At 41.2% G+C, this 17,295-nt stretch carries 16 protein-coding genes; 7 read left to right on the top strand and 9 right to left on the bottom strand.

The genetic code is table 11. The annotated features are described in order from the left end of the window. The first annotated feature begins 16 nt into the window (after positions 1-16). Entirely contained in the window at positions 17-388 is a 372-nt protein-coding gene (locus HYW21_01910) for a hypothetical protein (GenBank protein ID MBI2548082.1), read from the top strand. Positions 389-411: 23 nt separating this feature from the next. Here HYW21_01910 and HYW21_01905 read toward each other — a convergent pair whose 3' ends face one another. Next, positions 412-549: a hypothetical protein gene (locus tag HYW21_01905; protein MBI2548081.1), complete on the bottom strand. Its 138-nt coding sequence runs from the start codon at positions 547-549 to the stop codon at positions 412-414. Between the two features lie 245 nt (positions 550-794). Between HYW21_01905 and HYW21_01900 the strand changes: the two genes are divergently transcribed. Together HYW21_01900 and HYW21_01895 are read left to right on the top strand one after the other, a co-directional pair. Beyond that, positions 795-965, top strand: a complete 171-nt coding sequence (locus HYW21_01900; protein ID MBI2548080.1) for a hypothetical protein — start codon at positions 795-797, stop codon at positions 963-965. A 219-nt stretch (positions 966-1,184) separates the two neighbouring features. Continuing rightward, complete coding sequence (locus HYW21_01895) at positions 1,185-4,019, top strand: M1 family metallopeptidase (GenBank protein ID MBI2548079.1); 2,835 nt, start codon at positions 1,185-1,187, stop codon at positions 4,017-4,019. A gap of 17 nt (positions 4,020-4,036) precedes the next feature. Here HYW21_01895 and HYW21_01890 read toward each other — a convergent pair whose 3' ends face one another. The 6 genes from HYW21_01890 to HYW21_01865 form a co-directional block, all read right to left on the bottom strand. Next, positions 4,037-5,227, bottom strand: a complete 1,191-nt coding sequence (locus HYW21_01890) for a hypothetical protein (GenBank protein MBI2548078.1) — start codon at positions 5,225-5,227, stop codon at positions 4,037-4,039. Positions 5,228-5,265: 38 nt separating this feature from the next. After that, entirely contained in the window at positions 5,266-6,318 is a 1,053-nt protein-coding gene (locus HYW21_01885) for a hypothetical protein (protein MBI2548077.1), read from the bottom strand. 202 nt (positions 6,319-6,520) lie between these two features. Next, positions 6,521-7,456, bottom strand: coding sequence for a tRNA dihydrouridine synthase DusB (gene dusB / locus HYW21_01880; GenBank protein MBI2548076.1), 936 nt, complete (start codon positions 7,454-7,456; stop codon positions 6,521-6,523). Positions 7,457-7,479: 23 nt separating this feature from the next. Then, positions 7,480-8,310, bottom strand: a complete 831-nt coding sequence (locus HYW21_01875) for a hypothetical protein (protein ID MBI2548075.1) — start codon at positions 8,308-8,310, stop codon at positions 7,480-7,482. Positions 8,311-8,370: 60 nt separating this feature from the next. After that, on the bottom strand, positions 8,371-9,372 hold the full coding sequence (locus HYW21_01870; GenBank protein MBI2548074.1) for a hypothetical protein: 1,002 nt from the start codon (positions 9,370-9,372) through the stop codon (positions 8,371-8,373). A 67-nt stretch (positions 9,373-9,439) separates the two neighbouring features. Beyond that, positions 9,440-9,772: a hypothetical protein gene (locus HYW21_01865; protein ID MBI2548073.1), complete on the bottom strand. Its 333-nt coding sequence runs from the start codon at positions 9,770-9,772 to the stop codon at positions 9,440-9,442. A gap of 302 nt (positions 9,773-10,074) precedes the next feature. On the opposite strand from HYW21_01865, the gene nrdR reads away from it, so the two are divergent. The 3 genes from nrdR to HYW21_01850 all read left to right on the top strand — a co-directional run bounded on the left by nrdR (position 10,075) and on the right by HYW21_01850 (position 14,468). Then, positions 10,075-10,536 carry a transcriptional repressor NrdR gene (gene nrdR / locus HYW21_01860; protein ID MBI2548072.1) on the top strand — a complete coding sequence of 154 codons (462 nt, stop codon included), beginning with the start codon at positions 10,075-10,077 and terminating at the stop codon, positions 10,534-10,536. Further along, positions 10,533-13,346 (top strand): ribonucleoside-diphosphate reductase subunit alpha, encoded by a 2,814-nt coding sequence (locus HYW21_01855; protein MBI2548071.1) that lies wholly within the window; start codon positions 10,533-10,535, stop codon positions 13,344-13,346. Before nrdR ends, HYW21_01855 begins: the two co-directional genes overlap by 4 nt. A gap of 126 nt (positions 13,347-13,472) precedes the next feature. After that, positions 13,473-14,468 carry a ribonucleotide-diphosphate reductase subunit beta gene (locus HYW21_01850; GenBank protein ID MBI2548070.1) on the top strand — a complete coding sequence of 332 codons (996 nt, stop codon included), beginning with the start codon at positions 13,473-13,475 and terminating at the stop codon, positions 14,466-14,468. An 18-nt stretch (positions 14,469-14,486) separates the two neighbouring features. On the opposite strand, the gene HYW21_01845 is transcribed toward HYW21_01850, so the two are convergent. After that, positions 14,487-15,233 carry a helix-turn-helix domain-containing protein gene (locus HYW21_01845; protein ID MBI2548069.1) on the bottom strand — a complete coding sequence of 249 codons (747 nt, stop codon included), beginning with the start codon at positions 15,231-15,233 and terminating at the stop codon, positions 14,487-14,489. Positions 15,234-15,404: 171 nt separating this feature from the next. Here HYW21_01845 and HYW21_01840 point away from each other — a divergent pair, with 171 nt between their 5' ends. After that, positions 15,405-15,998 (top strand): hypothetical protein, encoded by a 594-nt coding sequence (locus HYW21_01840; GenBank protein ID MBI2548068.1) that lies wholly within the window; start codon positions 15,405-15,407, stop codon positions 15,996-15,998. A 123-nt stretch (positions 15,999-16,121) separates the two neighbouring features. On the opposite strand, the gene HYW21_01835 is transcribed toward HYW21_01840, so the two are convergent. Further along, complete coding sequence (locus tag HYW21_01835) at positions 16,122-16,733, bottom strand: hypothetical protein (GenBank protein MBI2548067.1); 612 nt, start codon at positions 16,731-16,733, stop codon at positions 16,122-16,124. Positions 16,734-17,295: the final 562 nt, after the last annotated feature.

Below are 17,295 nucleotides of genomic sequence, written 5' to 3'. Positions count from 1 at the left end.
TGTTTTCTCCGGTACAATGACTTGGAAAACAATCTACACTGATGGAAAGATTTTTGCTGATGCTTTTTTTATGGAACACTACCAGCATCAGAGTGGTTATATGAATGAGAACTGCTTTGCAGCTGCTGTTCAGGAAGCACATGGAGAATTATATCCAAGTACCATTCGTGCAACGAGAGTTCTCAAGGACCAATTTAGGTCTTATGATCTTAACGTTCCTAGCCGTGGTACATCTACCTTAACATTAAGGACCGAGCTTGACCCGGTAGTGAGGAATGTTTTAGGAGTGCCTGATGGAACCAGTCTTGAAGGAGTTGTTGTTCAAGCATTTGGTACAACAGAACAGATTTTTGGCTTTAGGGCTTTACCAAAGCCAACGAGTAAATGAAATAAAGAGGTTACGTTTTCTTACTAATTATCTTTTTGTCCTTCCCAGAAAATAAGATTGCCTAGGCCACAGTGTTCAGTTCTTGTTTGAGATCCCTGCCTTGCAACAACCCCCATAACCTCTTCAACAGAGAGACAGGTGTAGGTATAGCCACCAGACAAGGTGATACTTCCTCCCTCAACCGTTGGTGCAAATCCTGCAGAAGCGTAGTACTGGGCAAGCAGTGGAAGCTGTTCATGATCGTAGATACTGACAACACCCTGCTGAGAACTGGCTACTATTGTTGCAAGAGCCTCTGGCCAGCTTTCGCCAAGTAATGGTAAGGTGCAATAGCAAAAGCAATCGCTGAAATTATTGATTCTCTTGATCGAGCGATTCTACATGAGTTGTGTAAATTATTTATATTGTGGAAGGCATTGGTTTGCCAGCAGATATAGACATCGAACTGATGGTTCCTTCGAATGACCATCTCTTTCGATTTATCGAAGAACTCAAGTTGACCTTTCCAGCACTTGTTGGTGATTATGAATTGGTAGTCCTTCTTGATACGCTTAAGGTTAAATATCTACCATTTTAGCACTTACCAGCTTCATCCAAAAAAAGGGTTAGCAGCCTCAAGTCAAAGTCCCATCACATTATTGAATCCAACCGACAAGGGGGATGTCCCTTACGGGGAATGTCGGCGATCATACACAACAGAGAGGACTTTGAAGCTGCTAACTTGAGCGTTAGCGAATTGTTGGATGAAGCTGCACTTACCTATAACTTTAAATAATTCCCCTGTTCCCTGATGGTTATGAAACGGCTATTCAAATATTATCCCCAAGATTTTGGTGAGCTTACAGTTAAAGTCCTTCACCTCGATCTGACTTTTGATGTCTATGATGATCATACGGTTGTTACTTCTCTCTTTACTGCGAAAACACGACGATCTATTCGCGAACTCGCTATGGATGCAAAGAATCTTCAAATTCTTGAAGTTACGGGTAGAGACATGCAGGTAACTTATCAATATGATGAACCAAAAAATAAACTTCATGTCTCTTTTGCAAAGACTCTGAAGCCTGGAACGACATTCATCCTCGAGACAAAAACCATTTGTCGGCCAACAAAACATATTCTGGAAGGTCTCTATTATGATGAAACACCACCCGGATGTCCTCCCACGCAAATCACCCAATGTCAGCAGTGGGGATTTCAACGACTCGTACCGTGCATTGATGATATGACGGCAAAATGTACCTACACCACCACGATTATTGCTGATGAACGTTACACCAATATGATTACGAATGGGGATGTCATTGAGACAAAACGATCATTGGGAAACGGACGAGCAATGATAACGTATGCCAATACCAAAACTCCGATGGCTCCCTACCTTTTTTTCCTTGGTGTTGGAACCTATGCTACCTTTACCAAAGCCTTTGAAGATCCTGATGGAGACATCTTCCAGCTTGAACTGCTTGTTCCTCCACAATCAGATCCAGCTATTGCTCAACAGGCACTTGATGCTCTTGCAGATGCTATTCTTTGGGTAAGGATTTTTACCGGGCCAGAAGCCTTTACTGGAGTTGAGCAGAAAAAAAAACTCTTTTCGTTGGTAAAACAGCGTGATGCATTAACAGAGAAGGAATCTTCCCCAAAAAAGGAACAGGAACTTAAAAAATTAAGAAGAGAAATAAAGACATTAGCCTTATCACTTATCTTGGGTTATAAATATACAGGAACGGTTTACCGGGAAATCGGCATGCAGAACTCTGATTTTGGCGGCATGGAAAATGTTGGTAATACTACCATAAGCACGAATCGCATCATGCCCTTCCTTTTTATGACTGATCCTTTATTCGAATATATGATTTGTGTAAAGGTGCATGAGTACTATCATAATCTCAATGGTTCTGAGGTTACTGGGTGGAGTCCTTTTGAGCTCTGGCTCAATGAGGCAGTTACCGTCTATATTGAAAAGCAATATCATGCATTCTTGTTTGGTGAAGCGTATTCACGATTACAAACGGTTTTACAAATTCTGTCTCCTGATGGCGGTACGCTTCAGCTTGATTCAGGTGCAACATCAATGCCCATTGAGCCCGATGGCTTTAATGACCCTAATGAGCTGATTACGGGTATTACGTATGTGAAGGCACCAGAGTTTGTACGGATGATCCAAACCCTGATGGGTAAAGAGAAATTCGTTAAAGCACTCGCATTATACCATCAACGATATGCCCATGCAAATGCCACACGAGCACAATGGCTGGCATGTATGGAAGAAATTTCTGGGACGAATTTTCAGCAAATGGCAAAGCAGTGGTTAAAACAAACAGGGTTTCCAACACTTCATCTTACGCGGATGTATGATCCAAAGAAGCGTGTCTACACCATTATTTTCACCCAAGAAGAAAGTCATGTGAAACAGGTATGGGAATTCCCCCTCCAGATTGCGCTTGTTGACAAAAATGGGAAAACTCTGGAAGAAAAGACAACATGGATACAGAGCAGTAAAGGAAATATTACCTTTGCGAATGTTCCACAACCAGCATTTGTTTCTATGAATCGTGATTTTTCTGTCTATGGAAAAATTATTGATCAAACAACAGAGAAAGAACTTTTTTCTCAGGTAAAGCATGATGCTGACATTGTTAATCGTTACATGGCTTTTTATCATTTGCTTGATCGCGAAAAAATGCGTCTTTTAACAAATCCACACGAAAAAGTAAGGGCTGAAATTCGTGACCTTATTTACGAATTTTTGTGCAATAAAACACTCATGCAGGAAGTGCCTAATTTCCTGACGATCTTCGAGTCTGTTGAGGATCAGACATGGGCACATCGTTATCAGGAGCTCTATGATGTGAAAAAGAAAATCTTGCAGAGCGTTGCTGAACGCTACGAAAAGGAGCTGTTAGTGTTGTACCGCAGGTATCATGACCAAACGACCTTATCGTTTCCACAGGCTCATGAATTTCAACAACAGATCAGTGCTCTAAAAGCCAGGCAGGTGAAAAACAGTATCCTTACTCTTCTTGCAGCTCATGACACTCCCCCTATCCAGCAACTCATAAAAGAGCAATTCTTATCTGCTCGTGCTGCTACTGATAAACTTGTTGCCTTTCGCTTGTACATGAATAGTGCTGCTCCTGACAATGTGCAGATCCTCAGAGAATATCAGGAAGAAGCAAAGCAACATCTGGTAAGCTGGGAGTTATTTTTAACGGTTGTTGGTGGCAATGACAGTAAACAAGCTCTTGCATTGATTCGCGAAGTTGAATGTGCCAAAGCATTTCGTATTGAACAATCCAATGACCAACGAGCACTGTATGGAAGGTTTGCGCTCAATAAAAAAAGATCTTTGTTAACGAAAGAGGGAAGAACATATCTTCAGGAAATACTCACAAAACTGGCGCAGGTGAATGAATACACTACCGTCATTATATTGAATGTCTTTGGGAACATCGATAAGATTGCACCAGAATACCATGTCGATGTAGTTAACGTTCTTGTTGGTGTCCTTAAAACAGTAGATAAAGAAAAACAGCCAAGTGTCTTTAACACCATACGAAGAATTCTCCTCGGAAATCCGAAAGCTGTGGAACGATACGAACGAGAAGCTGGAAAGATCAATTGCTAAGTCCACGTTTTTAACTGCTAACGCAATGCACGCGAAAAATTAGTGGTTAAGCGTCCAGCAGAGTCGGCATTATAGCCTCCTTCTTGAATAACGCTGATGGGTACATGGGGGAATAACTCTTTTATAAGCATACCAAGATGGCTATAGGTTTGATCATCTAATTTCAGTTTCCCAATAGCATCGTCCTTATGCGCATCTGTTCCGAAGCCAACAATAAGGTAACGTACCCTATCACCATATCTTTCTTTTACGTCAGTTAGTACCTCTCTTGCTCTTCTTACGTATTCTTCTCCCTCAGTACCATGAGGAAGGGGGACGTTAAAAATATTCCGTCCAGGATCACTTCGTGAACCACCAACTCGAGGGAAGTGATTGAAAGTATCAGCATGCTGAGAAACATAGACAATGTCATTAAGAATAAAATGGCTTGTAGTTGTAGGAAGTCGTGAATGCTTTTTTGAAATGGAGGTAAATCCATTTCCAAAATGATTATCAATATCATAAATAAGAACTACTGAACCGTCTTGGCGAGGATTAAGATGCTGCGCAAGTGCATAGACTGCTGCAATGACCGTATTGTTGACAAAACAGTAACCACTTGCAAGATCGTATCCTGCGTGATGTCCCGCGATAGGAAGAGCATGGTTTAATGAAGAGCGCTCTTGAAAGATGTCATCTACTGCAGCAAGCGTTGCACCTATAGATTCTCGTAAAGAGGTCAAGGTTAATTCTCCGATTTTTGTATAATTATCCCCTAACACGTAATCAACAAGATCAGTCACAACTTGGCTTGCCTCATCTTTAACCTGACTCATATCTCCCGAAGCAATTCTTTCAAGCACCCCTGTATTGTGGACTAGCTTCCTTCGTTGGTCCCTTTGCCATCGATGTACAGAACGTAGATTATGAACTCCAGCATTAAGATAAACGTCTCTTCCATCAACCTCGCTTAAAACCCTTGCAAATCTTGCTAATGACTTAATACTCTCCCAGTAGAGAGGTGAATGTACCTGGGTAACCCAGTGATCAATACGGCTGTGATCGAGCCTACCTTGGTCAAGGGCAATTATCTTATCTCCATCCTCTTGTAAAGAAGAAGCTACTCTCTCCAGCGTAACACCTGGAAGGTGATACTCCTCTAAAGAACCATTATACTCCCACTCCAGCCCAGGCTGATGATAATGAGTAATGGTAAATAGAGGTACCATGCTTACCGGGGATTTGTTAAGGTATAAATACCTTGGGGTTAAATCTGTGGGACAACGATATACCTCCCAAAGGTAGGAAGTGTCTCTTCACCAAGCGCAGCTCCGGGTTGAGAGCTAAGGCTTAACCATCGAGCCTGAGGAGTACTCTCGTCGAATGCAGAGTGGTTGTAGGGATGTGAAAGTCCAATGCTCCCCCACCCAGGTGCAATTTCTCTTTTTCTAAGACCATCGCATAATCTCTGGAGAAATGCATACGGCCGCTGACCTCCTCCTGCCAAAACAACCAGCTGTGAATCCTTTACTCTTCCGGTGTCATCAAGGAGATTTCCCAGTTCTTGGTATCCAGAAAACGACTCGCGAACAAGATCAAGTGGGCGAACGACTGCATGGGGCTTATAACCAGACGGAGCACCTTCCCGGAAATACCAGCCATAAGGAAAGACTACTAGAGGGGAACCATCAGGCATTCTTCCTGCAAGCATTTCTCCAACAATATCCCTCCTCGTATAAACGTCTTCTCCAGGATAAATTTCATCAAGCACAACCGTCCCAACACGGGTTATTCCTTGGTGGGGAGCCTCATAACATAAACCATCGTGTGCCTCTGTCAAGGATAATGGTTCAGAGCTGTAGACTTCTGCCTCTGCCCGTGCCCAACGAAGAAAACCCACATTAAAATTGTTTCGTATCCTTGCTTCTAGTACATCATCATCCTCACGAACAGTTATATCACTTCGCGCAGCTTTTCGGACATTCGCTGCATGTTCATGAAGTGCGAGGGCTTGCAATTTTTTCTGGGGTGAAAGTACGCTGTTTCGTCCGCCATGGTAGGTGATAACAACCGGTGTTCCTGGGGTGTAATATATCCCTTTATGGTCAAAACCATATATCTCTTCAGTATGAGGAACAACCGTGCCAGGTAATGAAGGAAGGTATGGTAAGAGTGTATAGGAGGGAGCAAGAACTCCTTCTGTTCCCGCATACCTGAGCGATCGACGATGTGCCTCTCCAATATTGACATGAGAAACAGCAGTAGCTTGCGTTTTTCCTAACATGACCTCACTTGTTTCGTTATGAACAGGTACAAACATGGTCTTATTCCTCTTACTTCACGTTGGTCTAACTTCATAGATGACCCTACCTTGTCAATTTTCAAAAAAGTCAATAAAAACTCAACGTATTTATAAGTGATTTGACCGTATATTGCTATGCTTTGAAAAAAACATCACTAAATTCTCAAAAATAGCCTCGTTTCATCTCTAAAACGTACAGCTAGCCAATGAAGATGAAAACTTAACCATGATTAGGTAGATTGTTGAAAAGCTGTTGTAATTCCTTGCTGTCTTTACATCCGCTGATCATTTCCCGTATCTGGGTACTTCTGTTCATTCCTTTGGTAAATCCCATTGCCTGTTGTTTTATGGTGATAAAGGGAAGCTCATAATGGTTGGCAAGTTTCGCATATTCCCAGAATTGTTCTGTCTTATTTTTTTCCTCGTAATTTCCTTTCTCAAGATAGTCGTTGATCTGTTTGAATAAAAACGGATTGCCAATGGCACCTCTTCCTATGAGGATATAGTCTACACCACTTTCATCAAGTCTTTTTTTGAAATCTTGAGGAGTAAAAATATCTCCATTGCCGATAACAGGGATAGACACTGCTTTTTTTACTTTCTTTATCATTTCCCAATCAGCTTTTCCACTGAAGCCTTGTTTTTGTGTTCTCCCATGAACAGCAATCGCAGTTGCTCCAGCTTCTTCTGCACGTTTGGCAATTTCTACTGCGGTAAGATGGTGCTCGTCAATACCCAGCCTGATTTTCAGCGTCACCGGTTTATGGACAGCACTCGTTAAGGTCTTGATGAAATGATGGATCTTCTCAGGGTTGTTAAGCAACGCACTTCCTGCTCCTGTCTTAATGACCTTCCAGGCTGGACAACCACAGTTGACGTCGATAATATCAAAAGTGTGCTCAAGAAGTTTTGCTGCACCAACAACCTCTGCAAGATTGTTGCCAAATACCTGTACTGCACATGGCCTCTCAGAGGGATCGAGTTGGAGAAGCCTTATCGTCTTTGCATCCCTTCGAACTACCGCAGCACTACTCACGAATTCCGTGTAGGTTAATCCAGCACCGTATGTTCTAGCAAGTGCGCGAAACGCAACATCAGTGATGCCAGCCATAGGACTCAGCAATGCTCTACTCGTAAGCTTAGGGAAAGATGCCATGAGTATCAGAAAGAGGCTTCACTTTAAAAGTTACGCAAAAATAGAAATCGTTCTCCTCTTATGACACGGCACCCATTGCCGGGGATCATGATGTACTTATTTAAGGTGATTGGATCTCCGTTTCCATCAGCCACAACACCACCAAATGCCTGTGCCGTTGCCATACCCGGCACAAGATCCCAAATTCCTGGATGAGAATGTTCAATAACTGTTGCTGCGTTTGCATGGTCGTTAATGAAGCAGTACTGGGATGTTAAGCCGAGGGGATGGAGCGAAATGACTTTAATATCAGCCATTTTTTTAATCTGTTCCACGATGGTACTGGTAACCGTAGGGTCTGTATAGAGGACGTCTTTTCCCGTGTACAACCTTTTTTTATTCTGGGTAATACATCGTTCTTTGTGATTACTGTCAATAAAAATCCGTTCTTTGGTGAGGTAATGATAACAGCAACCAAATCGCGCCTTTCCCTGTTCGACAATTCCTATGAGCAGGCAGAAATCAGTACTTGGCTTCATGGTGTCGTCAAGAAATGCCTTGATATTTTTTGAGGCAAGAGCAGCTTCAACATGAGCAATATAGCCCAAGGTTCCATCGATAGGATCAATGGTTACATAAGAGGCGGATTGTACGATAGCTTTCTCATGGTCCCCTTCTTCAGAGATAACTGAAAAGCCTTTTGCCTTTGCATACGCTGTTAAGGTTTTATCGATCTGTTTATCCGCCTTGGTAACTGGCGTATTGTTCTTCTTGAGGTCAACACCCCAGTTCTGGTTGCACGTAACCTGCATAACCTCGCGTACTGCCAGCTGAATCATCTGCTCAAAAAAATCATAGGCTTCTTTTGTTTCCATGGTTCACGGTAACTAGCATAGATTCATAAATCTTCTTAATCTTGCTCCTTTTTTTGAGCTTTACCCTCTACCAACATTACTTTCAACAATGGTATCAGAGCTGGTGCCTGTTTCAACCCGAGGTTGTTCAACCATCTGCTCGTTCGGTCGTATTGATTGTGGTGGTCTTTGTCCAGAGGTAACCGTTGGTAACGGTGGTGGAGGAATCGCCTCTCCTCTGCCTTCAACAGCCTCTCCTACGGCCTGACCTTTTGCGATGACCTCTTCAATTTTTTCTCGTGCCTGATCAGGAACAATGGTTGCAACGTTTTGCAACACTTCAACATGTACGGCAGTTGCCGTAGCCACAACCTCTCCAACAGCAGTTTCTCCTGTTCCTATCTGTCGAGCAATCGTAGAAATCTCCTGTCCGAAGGTAGCATATTCCTCGTATTCAGCAGCAGCAGTAATAACTCTCTCGCTAGACCCTTGTTCAGCATATTCCTTTACTGCTTGAGCTCTTGTTTCTGCAACACCCATAGCAATCTCAGCAGCTCGCACGGGGTTATACTGGCTTAACTCCTGTAATGCTCCTTTGTTAGCAGCAATGGTTGTGCTTCGTGCTTCTTTTGCTGTTGCAGTTGCCTCAACAGGAATGATGGTTTCAAAGCTATCCAGTACCTTAATCTGGCGTGAGGTCGCTTCTGACACGGTTTCTGCAAGACGTTCCTTATATTCTGTACTCTTGGTAACATACGAAGAAGCAATGGTAACTTTATCCTGATACTCTTGGGTTAGTGGAGCAATATATGCTGTTTTTCCTTCGCGTGCCATGACCTGAGCCTCAAGAAGGCGTCGATCTGCCAACTGCAATGCTCGTTCGGTTTTTTGTTCCTCTCCGACGGTAAAGAAGGTACCAACGGTCTCAAAGAATCGTTTGCTCCCATACCAAGGGCTGTCAGGTAGAATCCCAACATCTTGGCTTACCGCTCCCTCGCTAGTTGTTGCTTCTTCAGCAATACTCGGGGGCAGAGTAAGGAAGAGCATAAGCAGACTAATAACCACAAGAAGAGTTGTTTTCATTATCATCACCTTTTATTTATTATAGTTTTATTATCTTTGATTCACTGAAGAATTTTTAAGGTTTTGCTTATGCTGGAATTTCTACTCTCTTTTCTGTTTCTTCTTGTATATTGTTTAATTTTTCCAACAGTAAATTATCATACAACTCAATTAATTGTTTAACTGCAACGTTTTTTTGATTTATTTTGTAAAGAGTAGCTCTCCCAATCTTTCTTGTCTTTACGACAATCCCTAAATCTAAAAGTTTAGGGACCAAAGAATTTAAAGTGCCCCAACTCACTCCTGCATTGAGTAAATCGGTAAGAGTGTAATCAAAGTCACGACCTTCTATGAAGTATTGCAATATCCTCATTCGGGGATTATCTCCAACATGATCCAAAAAGATTGATTCTTCTTTCATGACGGTATTGAAAACAAGCCACTATTTAAGTCTTTCGTTATTATACATCAATGTACAAACAGTTCAGGTAAAGGTTCTGACGATCATCTTTCTTTAAATCAGCGAAGAGTGAGTGAGATAAAACAGTTTCTTGCAAGTTCGTAGAAAGGATCTACTGCGTAGCCTCTAGTTACGTACCTGTATGCTTTAATCTATAGCCTTTACCATAACAAAGTTTAAATAGGAGATCTACCATATATTGTGGTTATGCTCAATTAACCCCACAACAGGTGGGGTACGTTCACGAGTGAGGAGTGATGACGATGCGTTGTCCTTATTGCCAACATACAGAAACAAAGGTGCTTGATAGCAGAGAAAGTGAAAATGCTGTACGAAGAAGAAGAGAGTGTCTTCAATGCGAAAAACGTTTTACAACCTATGAACGAGTAGAAATGGTAGATCTTCTCGTTGTCAAGAAAGATGGCAGGCGTGAAGCCTTTGATCGTGCAAAACTCATGAAAGGACTCGTGAAGGCATGCGAAAAGCGGCCGATTACTATGGAGGTCTTGGAAAAGGTGGTACACGAAATCGAACAGGAATTACGGAAACGAGATTCCGTCGAGATACCAAGTAATGAGATTGGCGAGCTGGTTATGGCAAAACTCAAACAACTGGATAAAGTGGCGTATATTCGTTTTGCCTCTGTCTACCGAGAATTTGAAGATATAGCCCATTTTCAAAAAGAGGTTTTTGCTTTGCTACAAAATAAGGGTGATCATCAATGAGTATGCTTAAGGTTGTCAAACGTACGGGAGAAATTGTTGATTTTGATGTCGTCCGGATAAGGAATGCCCTGCTTAAGGCAGTTCGTGCAGTAGCAGCAAAAATAAGCCCAGAAGAACTTGATCTCTTGGTAAAAACCATCACTGAAGAAATTGAGAGTAGATTTACTGATTTCTACCCAAATGTTGAAAACATCCAGGATGTTGTTGAAAAACACCTTGTTAAGGCTGGATGGTATGAGGTTGCAAAAGCCTACATCCTCTACCGTTCTGAGCGGCAAAAAGAACGGGAACAACAGAAAGAACAGGTTATGCAACGTGCAAAATTAGGAAAATTAACGGTTCAAAAGCGTGATGGGAAACAAGTACTCTTTAATCTCACGAAATTGCGAAAATCTCTTGAACGCGCAAGCAAAGGATATGAGCACGATGTTGACCTTACCTCGATTGAAAAAGAAGTTATTAAAAATATATATGACCAGATTCCAACTGGTGAACTTGCAAAGGCCATTGTCCTGGCAAGTACGGCATTTATTGAACGAGATCCTGCCTATAATAAAGTTGCAGCACGATTATTTCTCCAGAAACTCTACAAAGAGGTATTTGACCAGTCAATGGAAGAGGGGCAACTTCATGCACTTTATCAAGAAGCGTTTGTTCGGGGTATTCAAGAGGCAGTTGCTTCTGAGATTATGGATAAACAACTTCTTTCCTTTAACCTTGAAACACTTGCTCAGGGATTAAAGCCAGAGCGGGATGATTTTTTTACGTATCTTGGACTACAAACCTTATATGAACGTTACTTTGTTACATGTAACAATAAGAAACTTGAATTGCCCCAATCCTTTTGGATGCGTGTTGCGATGGGCCTTGCATTGCACGAGCCACGAAAGGAAGCAGCTGCGCTAAGCTTTTATGAAGCGCTTTCAAGTTTACGGGTCGTGTCTTCAACCCCAACCTTATTCCATTCTGGATTGGCCCATCCACAGTTGAGCTCTTGCTATCTGACAACGATTAATGATGATCTTAGCCATATCTTCAAATGTATTGGTGATAATGCCCAACTTTCAAAATGGTCTGGTGGTCTAGGAAATGATTGGACCAATATTCGGGCAACAGGAGCAGATATCCAGAGTACGAAAGTAGAAAGTCAGGGTGTTGTTCCTTTTTTAAAGATAGCAAATGATGTTACGGTTGCTATCAACCGTTCAGGAAAACGTCGAGGCGCTACCTGTGCTTATCTTGAAACCTGGCATCTTGACATTGAAGATTTCTTGGATTTGCGAAAAAATACTGGAGATGAACGACGAAGAACGCATGATATGAACACGGCAAATTGGATTCCTGACCTTTTCATGAAGCGCGTTATTGCTCATCAAGACTGGACATTATTTTCTCCCCATGAAGTCCCTGACCTTCACCATAGTTATGGAAGAGCTTTTGAACAAAAATACACGGCTTATGAGCAACAGGCAAAAGAAGGAAAGATAAAACGCTTCAAGGTAATACCTGCTCAACAGCTCTGGCGTAAGATGATTACTATGCTCTTCGAAACCGGACATCCATGGATGACTTTTAAAGATCCGTGTAATGTTCGTTCACCCCAAGACCATGTCGGTGTTGTTCATAGCTCTAACCTCTGCACTGAAATTACCTTAAACACGTCAGCTGAGGAAACCGCTGTCTGTAATTTGGCAAGCATCAATCTTGCACGACACGTGGAAAAGGGAAGGCTAGACAAAGAGCTTCTTGGACAAACGATTGCCATGACACTTCGTATGCTCGACAATGTTATTGATATTAATTTTTATCCAACTCAGGAAGCAAAGCAGGCAAACCTGCGTCATCGTCCTGTAGGCTTAGGAGTTATGGGATTACAGGATGTACTCTTTATGCTTGATCTTCCTTTTGATAATGAAGAAGCGGTTCGTTTTGCCGATGAATTGTTTGAATTCATTTCCTTTCACGCTATTCTTGCATCTTCGCTATTGGCTAAGGAACGAGGAACCTATGCGTCCTATAAAGGTTCAAAATGGGACCGAGGGATCTTTCCCATTGATTCATTACAGTTGCTTGAACAAGAAAGAGGAGTGGCTATTGAGGTACCAAAAGACACAACCCTTCCCTGGGAGAAGGTTCGAGAGCATGTTCAGAAATATGGCATGAGAAATTCAAACACCATGGCTATAGCTCCAACAGCAACGATTTCCAATATTGCCGGGTGCTTCCCCTGCATTGAGCCCATTTACAAAAACATCTATGTCAAAGCAAATATCAGCGGTGAGTTTACCATAGTGAATACCTACCTTGTTGAAGATTTAAAGAAATTGCACCTCTGGAATCAGGAGATGCTTGAACTTTTAAAATACTATGATGGAAATCTCCAAATGATTGCAGGCATTCCTGAACATCTCAAGGAAAAGTACAAAGAGGCCTTTACCATTGATCCGCATTGGATTATTCGCCATGCCGCTGTCCGCCAGAAATGGATTGATCAGAGTCAGTCAGTAAATATTTTTTACAAAGGAACTTCGGGAAGAGAGTTGCATGATATCTATCTCTATGCATGGCGCATGGGACTCAAAACTACTTATTACTTACGTTCATTGGGTGCAAGTCAAATTGAAAAGTCAACGCTCGATGCTGCAAAATATGGATTTACTCAGAAGCGAGAATACAAAGCGCTTGCATCAGAAACAAGCCAACAGGAAGAAGAGGGCTTAGCAATGCAGGAAGGAGTAAAAAGTACGACGGCTGAGAAGGCACCAAAAGTGTGCTCGCTTAATGATCCTCACTGCGAGGCTTGTCAATAGATTATAATCTTTAGGTGATCATACTCATTCCCCCTTAACAAATGAGAAGACGGACGTAAGCATAAATCCTATGTTTGCGTCTGTTTTTTATATTCAAGAGTTATCAATAATCTCCGAGGGATAACTATGGGAATCATCAACAATCCAAAGACCGATCCAAATAAGATCTTACCAATGACCTACAACTGGGCTCGTGAACATTATAAAACCGGTGTTGCCAACAATTGGGTTCCTGAAGAGATTTCGATGCAGAAGGATGTCGAGCAATGGAAGAATCCTCAGTTTCTTAATGAAACAGAACGCCGATTGATCCTTTGGAATCTTGGATTTTTTTCTACCGCAGAATCGCTTACTGCTAATAATATTGTTCTTGCCATTTATCGTCATGTCACGAATCCAGAATCACGGCAATATTTGCTTCGACAGGCGTATGAGGAGGCGATTCATACGGATACGTTTATCTATTGTTGTGACACTTTAGGTTTAAACCCTGATGAAATATACACGATGTATCAGAGGATCCCTTCAATCAAGGAGAAAGACGACTTTGTCGTTGATTTAACCAAGTCAATCTTTGATCCGATGTTTGAAACAAGAACACAACAGGATATCCAGAAGTTTATCCATGATCTTATTGGCTATTATGTTATTATGGAAGGCATCTTTTTCTATGCAGGATTTGCCATGATGTTGGCATTAAAACGCCAAGGAAAAATGGTTGGAATCGGAGAACAATTTGAATACATCATGCGTGATGAAAGTGTCCATCTCGCCTTTGGCTGTGACCTTATCAATACTATTAAGGCAGAAAATCCAGAATTGTGGACAAAGGAATTTCAAGATGATATTGTTCACTTGATCAAAAAAGCGGTTGAGCTTGAAAAGATATATGCACTTGATGCCTGCCCTAAAGGGGTACTCGGTATTAATGCAGAACAGTTTGCTGATTATGTTACCTATATTGCAGATCGACGACTTCAGCGTATTGGATTGCCAAAAGTGTATAACATGGAAAATCCCTTCCCTTGGATGTCTGAAGTAACTGACTTAAGCAAAGAGAAGAATTTCTTCGAAACACGAGTAACTGAATATCAGACTGGTGGAAGCCTGAAGTGGGATTGAACAAAAAATTAATGATATCTAGGCGTTTCCTTTCTCACAATTCTGCCACATAAACTCAAAGTATTTCTTATACCCTTCTGCAATAACATCGCTAATCGTAACGACAACCATAGGCTCTTCTCCCCAGGTCATAGAACCAACACGATTACCATAGATGATTATGGAACATGAGGACGTAAAATCTTTGGGTAAAAAGCGGTGTTTACTATTCTTCAACATTTTTGTAATCGCGTGTCGTGGATGTTGAGGATCTTTCAATTCGTAATAAAATAAGTGACGAAATTTTATTCCTTTCTTTAGGCGTTCCCTGTCGAATTTGGGAAGAAAGAATTCCCACCGTGGATCTAACCAGTTTCCCCTTCCGCCAATGGTATAGTAATCTTCACCAACTTTTATCACATCCCAATAAACATTTTTTATGGCTTCCATTCCTCTATAAACAATGGTTTCCTCTACTTTAGAAATTACTTCGTAGTGTTTAATCATTGTTGGGAGCGTTTGTTGAAGAGCGTCTTCTTTCTCTTTGAGCATATCTAATAAGCGGTGTGGATTTATTGCCTTAAATTTTCTAATATTTTCTTCAACATACTCAGAACAGAGGCCTTTTTCTTTAAGTCTCTTTATGGTATCGTAGACATTTCTTCGTTGTATCTTTGCTTCTAATGCAATCTTGTTTGCCGTGGTAACCCCGAGTGTAAGCAGAGCCTCGTAAACTTTAGCTTCATTCGTACTTAAGCCCATCTTCTGAAGTATTTCTTGATACATATTTCTCTAAAAGCGCCTCCCCTATATATTACTTTTGTTAGCGGTTACTATAAACACCACATTTAGTGGTTACAATTAACACCGCTTAATGTTATATAACTCTGAATTTTACACTACTTAAGAGTAATACCTAAATCAATGCTGAGGTGGTATAATTACTGGAGGAATAAAATGACACGAGAAAAAACGATAGAACAACTTGAAACATTGAGAGCAGTTTTGAGATTTGATCCTGCTGAGACAACGTACTGGCAGAACATGGAAGCGCAAAGAAATACCCAGGTTAGGAAAGGAAATTATCAAGGCCGCATTAATTTTTATCTTAATGAATTACAGACAACTCAAGGGAAGTTTGGTGAAAGGGTTGGAGTTGAAGTTAGCTTACGGTACCTGATTGGTCATGCGTATGAATGGTTGGGTACCTATGGCTTAGAAGGGCATGAACCACAAGAGCGAGCAGAAATGCTTGCAACAGCGGTTTTGTGGTACCAATCAGTTGATAAGTCCCTTGGATTTCATTCTGGTTGTGCAGGAAGACAAATTGAATCCTGCTGGGGAGCAGCAAGGTTTAGGACTGATGCTGGACTAGAAGATCAAGTTACTGAGGCTTTTTGTGAACGAGGAGCAGTGTTATTAAGGCATGTTTTAGGATTAGTAGAAAGCAGTGCTAACCTTGTCGCTATTGACGGGACTCTTGGTGAATACCTAAAGCAAATGGCAGATGCAAAAATGGATTCTGTCACAAAAGCATATCTATTCAAGTGAAACCGTCGACAAATCCTAAGAAAGAGAAACATAAAAATGTCAGCGTACAAAGCATTTTATTCTTACATCTCTTTTTTCTTTTTTGGTTTCGATTGCACTGACTGAACATAAGCAGCAGATTCTTTATGACCTATGTTTTAGAAGCAACCCTATGGATTCATAGGCTATGATAAACGGTACAGAAAAGAGAAGTATAGCAATCACATTCTCTCTTGAAATCTCTATCATCATGTACTGTAACGGGTAAAATGCTATTGCGAAATAGCCCCATATGCTATATCTTCCAAATACTACTGAAAGGAAGCTCTTCGAAAAACCTACAATGAAAGCTAGAAGGCCAACGACTCCAAATGACAATGCAATAACCCAGTTGAGGTTGGAGAAACTAAATGAAATGCCTTTCATGATATAGTATCTTATCCAGTCTGCAGAAGACCATAATAAAAGAAATCCGCACCACACCGAATTGGAATGCATCTCATCTTCTCCAAGCAAAGTTCCTATAACCATTTCTGCGTATATGGGGATTATAGACCATACTTCTTCCAGATTTCTTAATGGTATACTGAAAACAGAGTACACTATGGTGAAAATAGACATCGAGAAAACAGATGTTGTGGTAGCCTTGGCAGCAGTAGTCTTTGCGGCGGTTTTAGCAACCTCTTTAGCTATGCACAATTTTACACTTATCAGCGCAAAGAATCCAGCGATGTAATATTTGATTTTATTTTTCATGTTTAGGGTAATATTTGTATAATATAATCGCTTTAATCAAGAAATACGTCAAAAAGATGATAGCTATGTAGTATATCTTCTCAAAGATTAACCGATAAAGATAATAAACCATAAAAATAATGATAAATATCACCCAGATCAAAGAACGGTGCTTATTAGAGATGTACCATGGCAATATATGTTTTTTTGTTCGTCTTTTAAAAAACATCTTCATATTAAGAACGAACCATTATATAAATATTATGTTGACCGGGGGGTCAGTCCATCATTCTCCATTAATGGAATCCTTTCTTTAATATCCATAATTATCACTTTTTTTAGTAACTTCTGAGCAAGAAATCCCCTGCTTTAGCTTTGGGGATGAATTGCGAAAGATACTAATTCTGCTGCGTTATGCTCTATGGCTTGGTAAAGTCATGGGCCCCGTACAAGAGGTGATATACAATGAGCATTTACCAAGACCACGCATACAAACATGGTGTAGGCTGGAGTACCTGGCACTTTCAATGGGTAACCAAGTACCGCTACAAAGTGTTTAGTGATGTCAAACTACAAAAGCTTT

It is taken from the genome of Candidatus Woesearchaeota archaeon, assembly GCA_016187565.1.
In the GTDB taxonomy this organism is placed as follows: domain Archaea; phylum Nanobdellota; class Nanobdellia; order Woesearchaeales; family JACPJR01; genus JACPJR01.
Note: the sequence above shows the minus strand (reverse complement) of the source record. Positions and strands in the feature narration are given on the sequence as shown.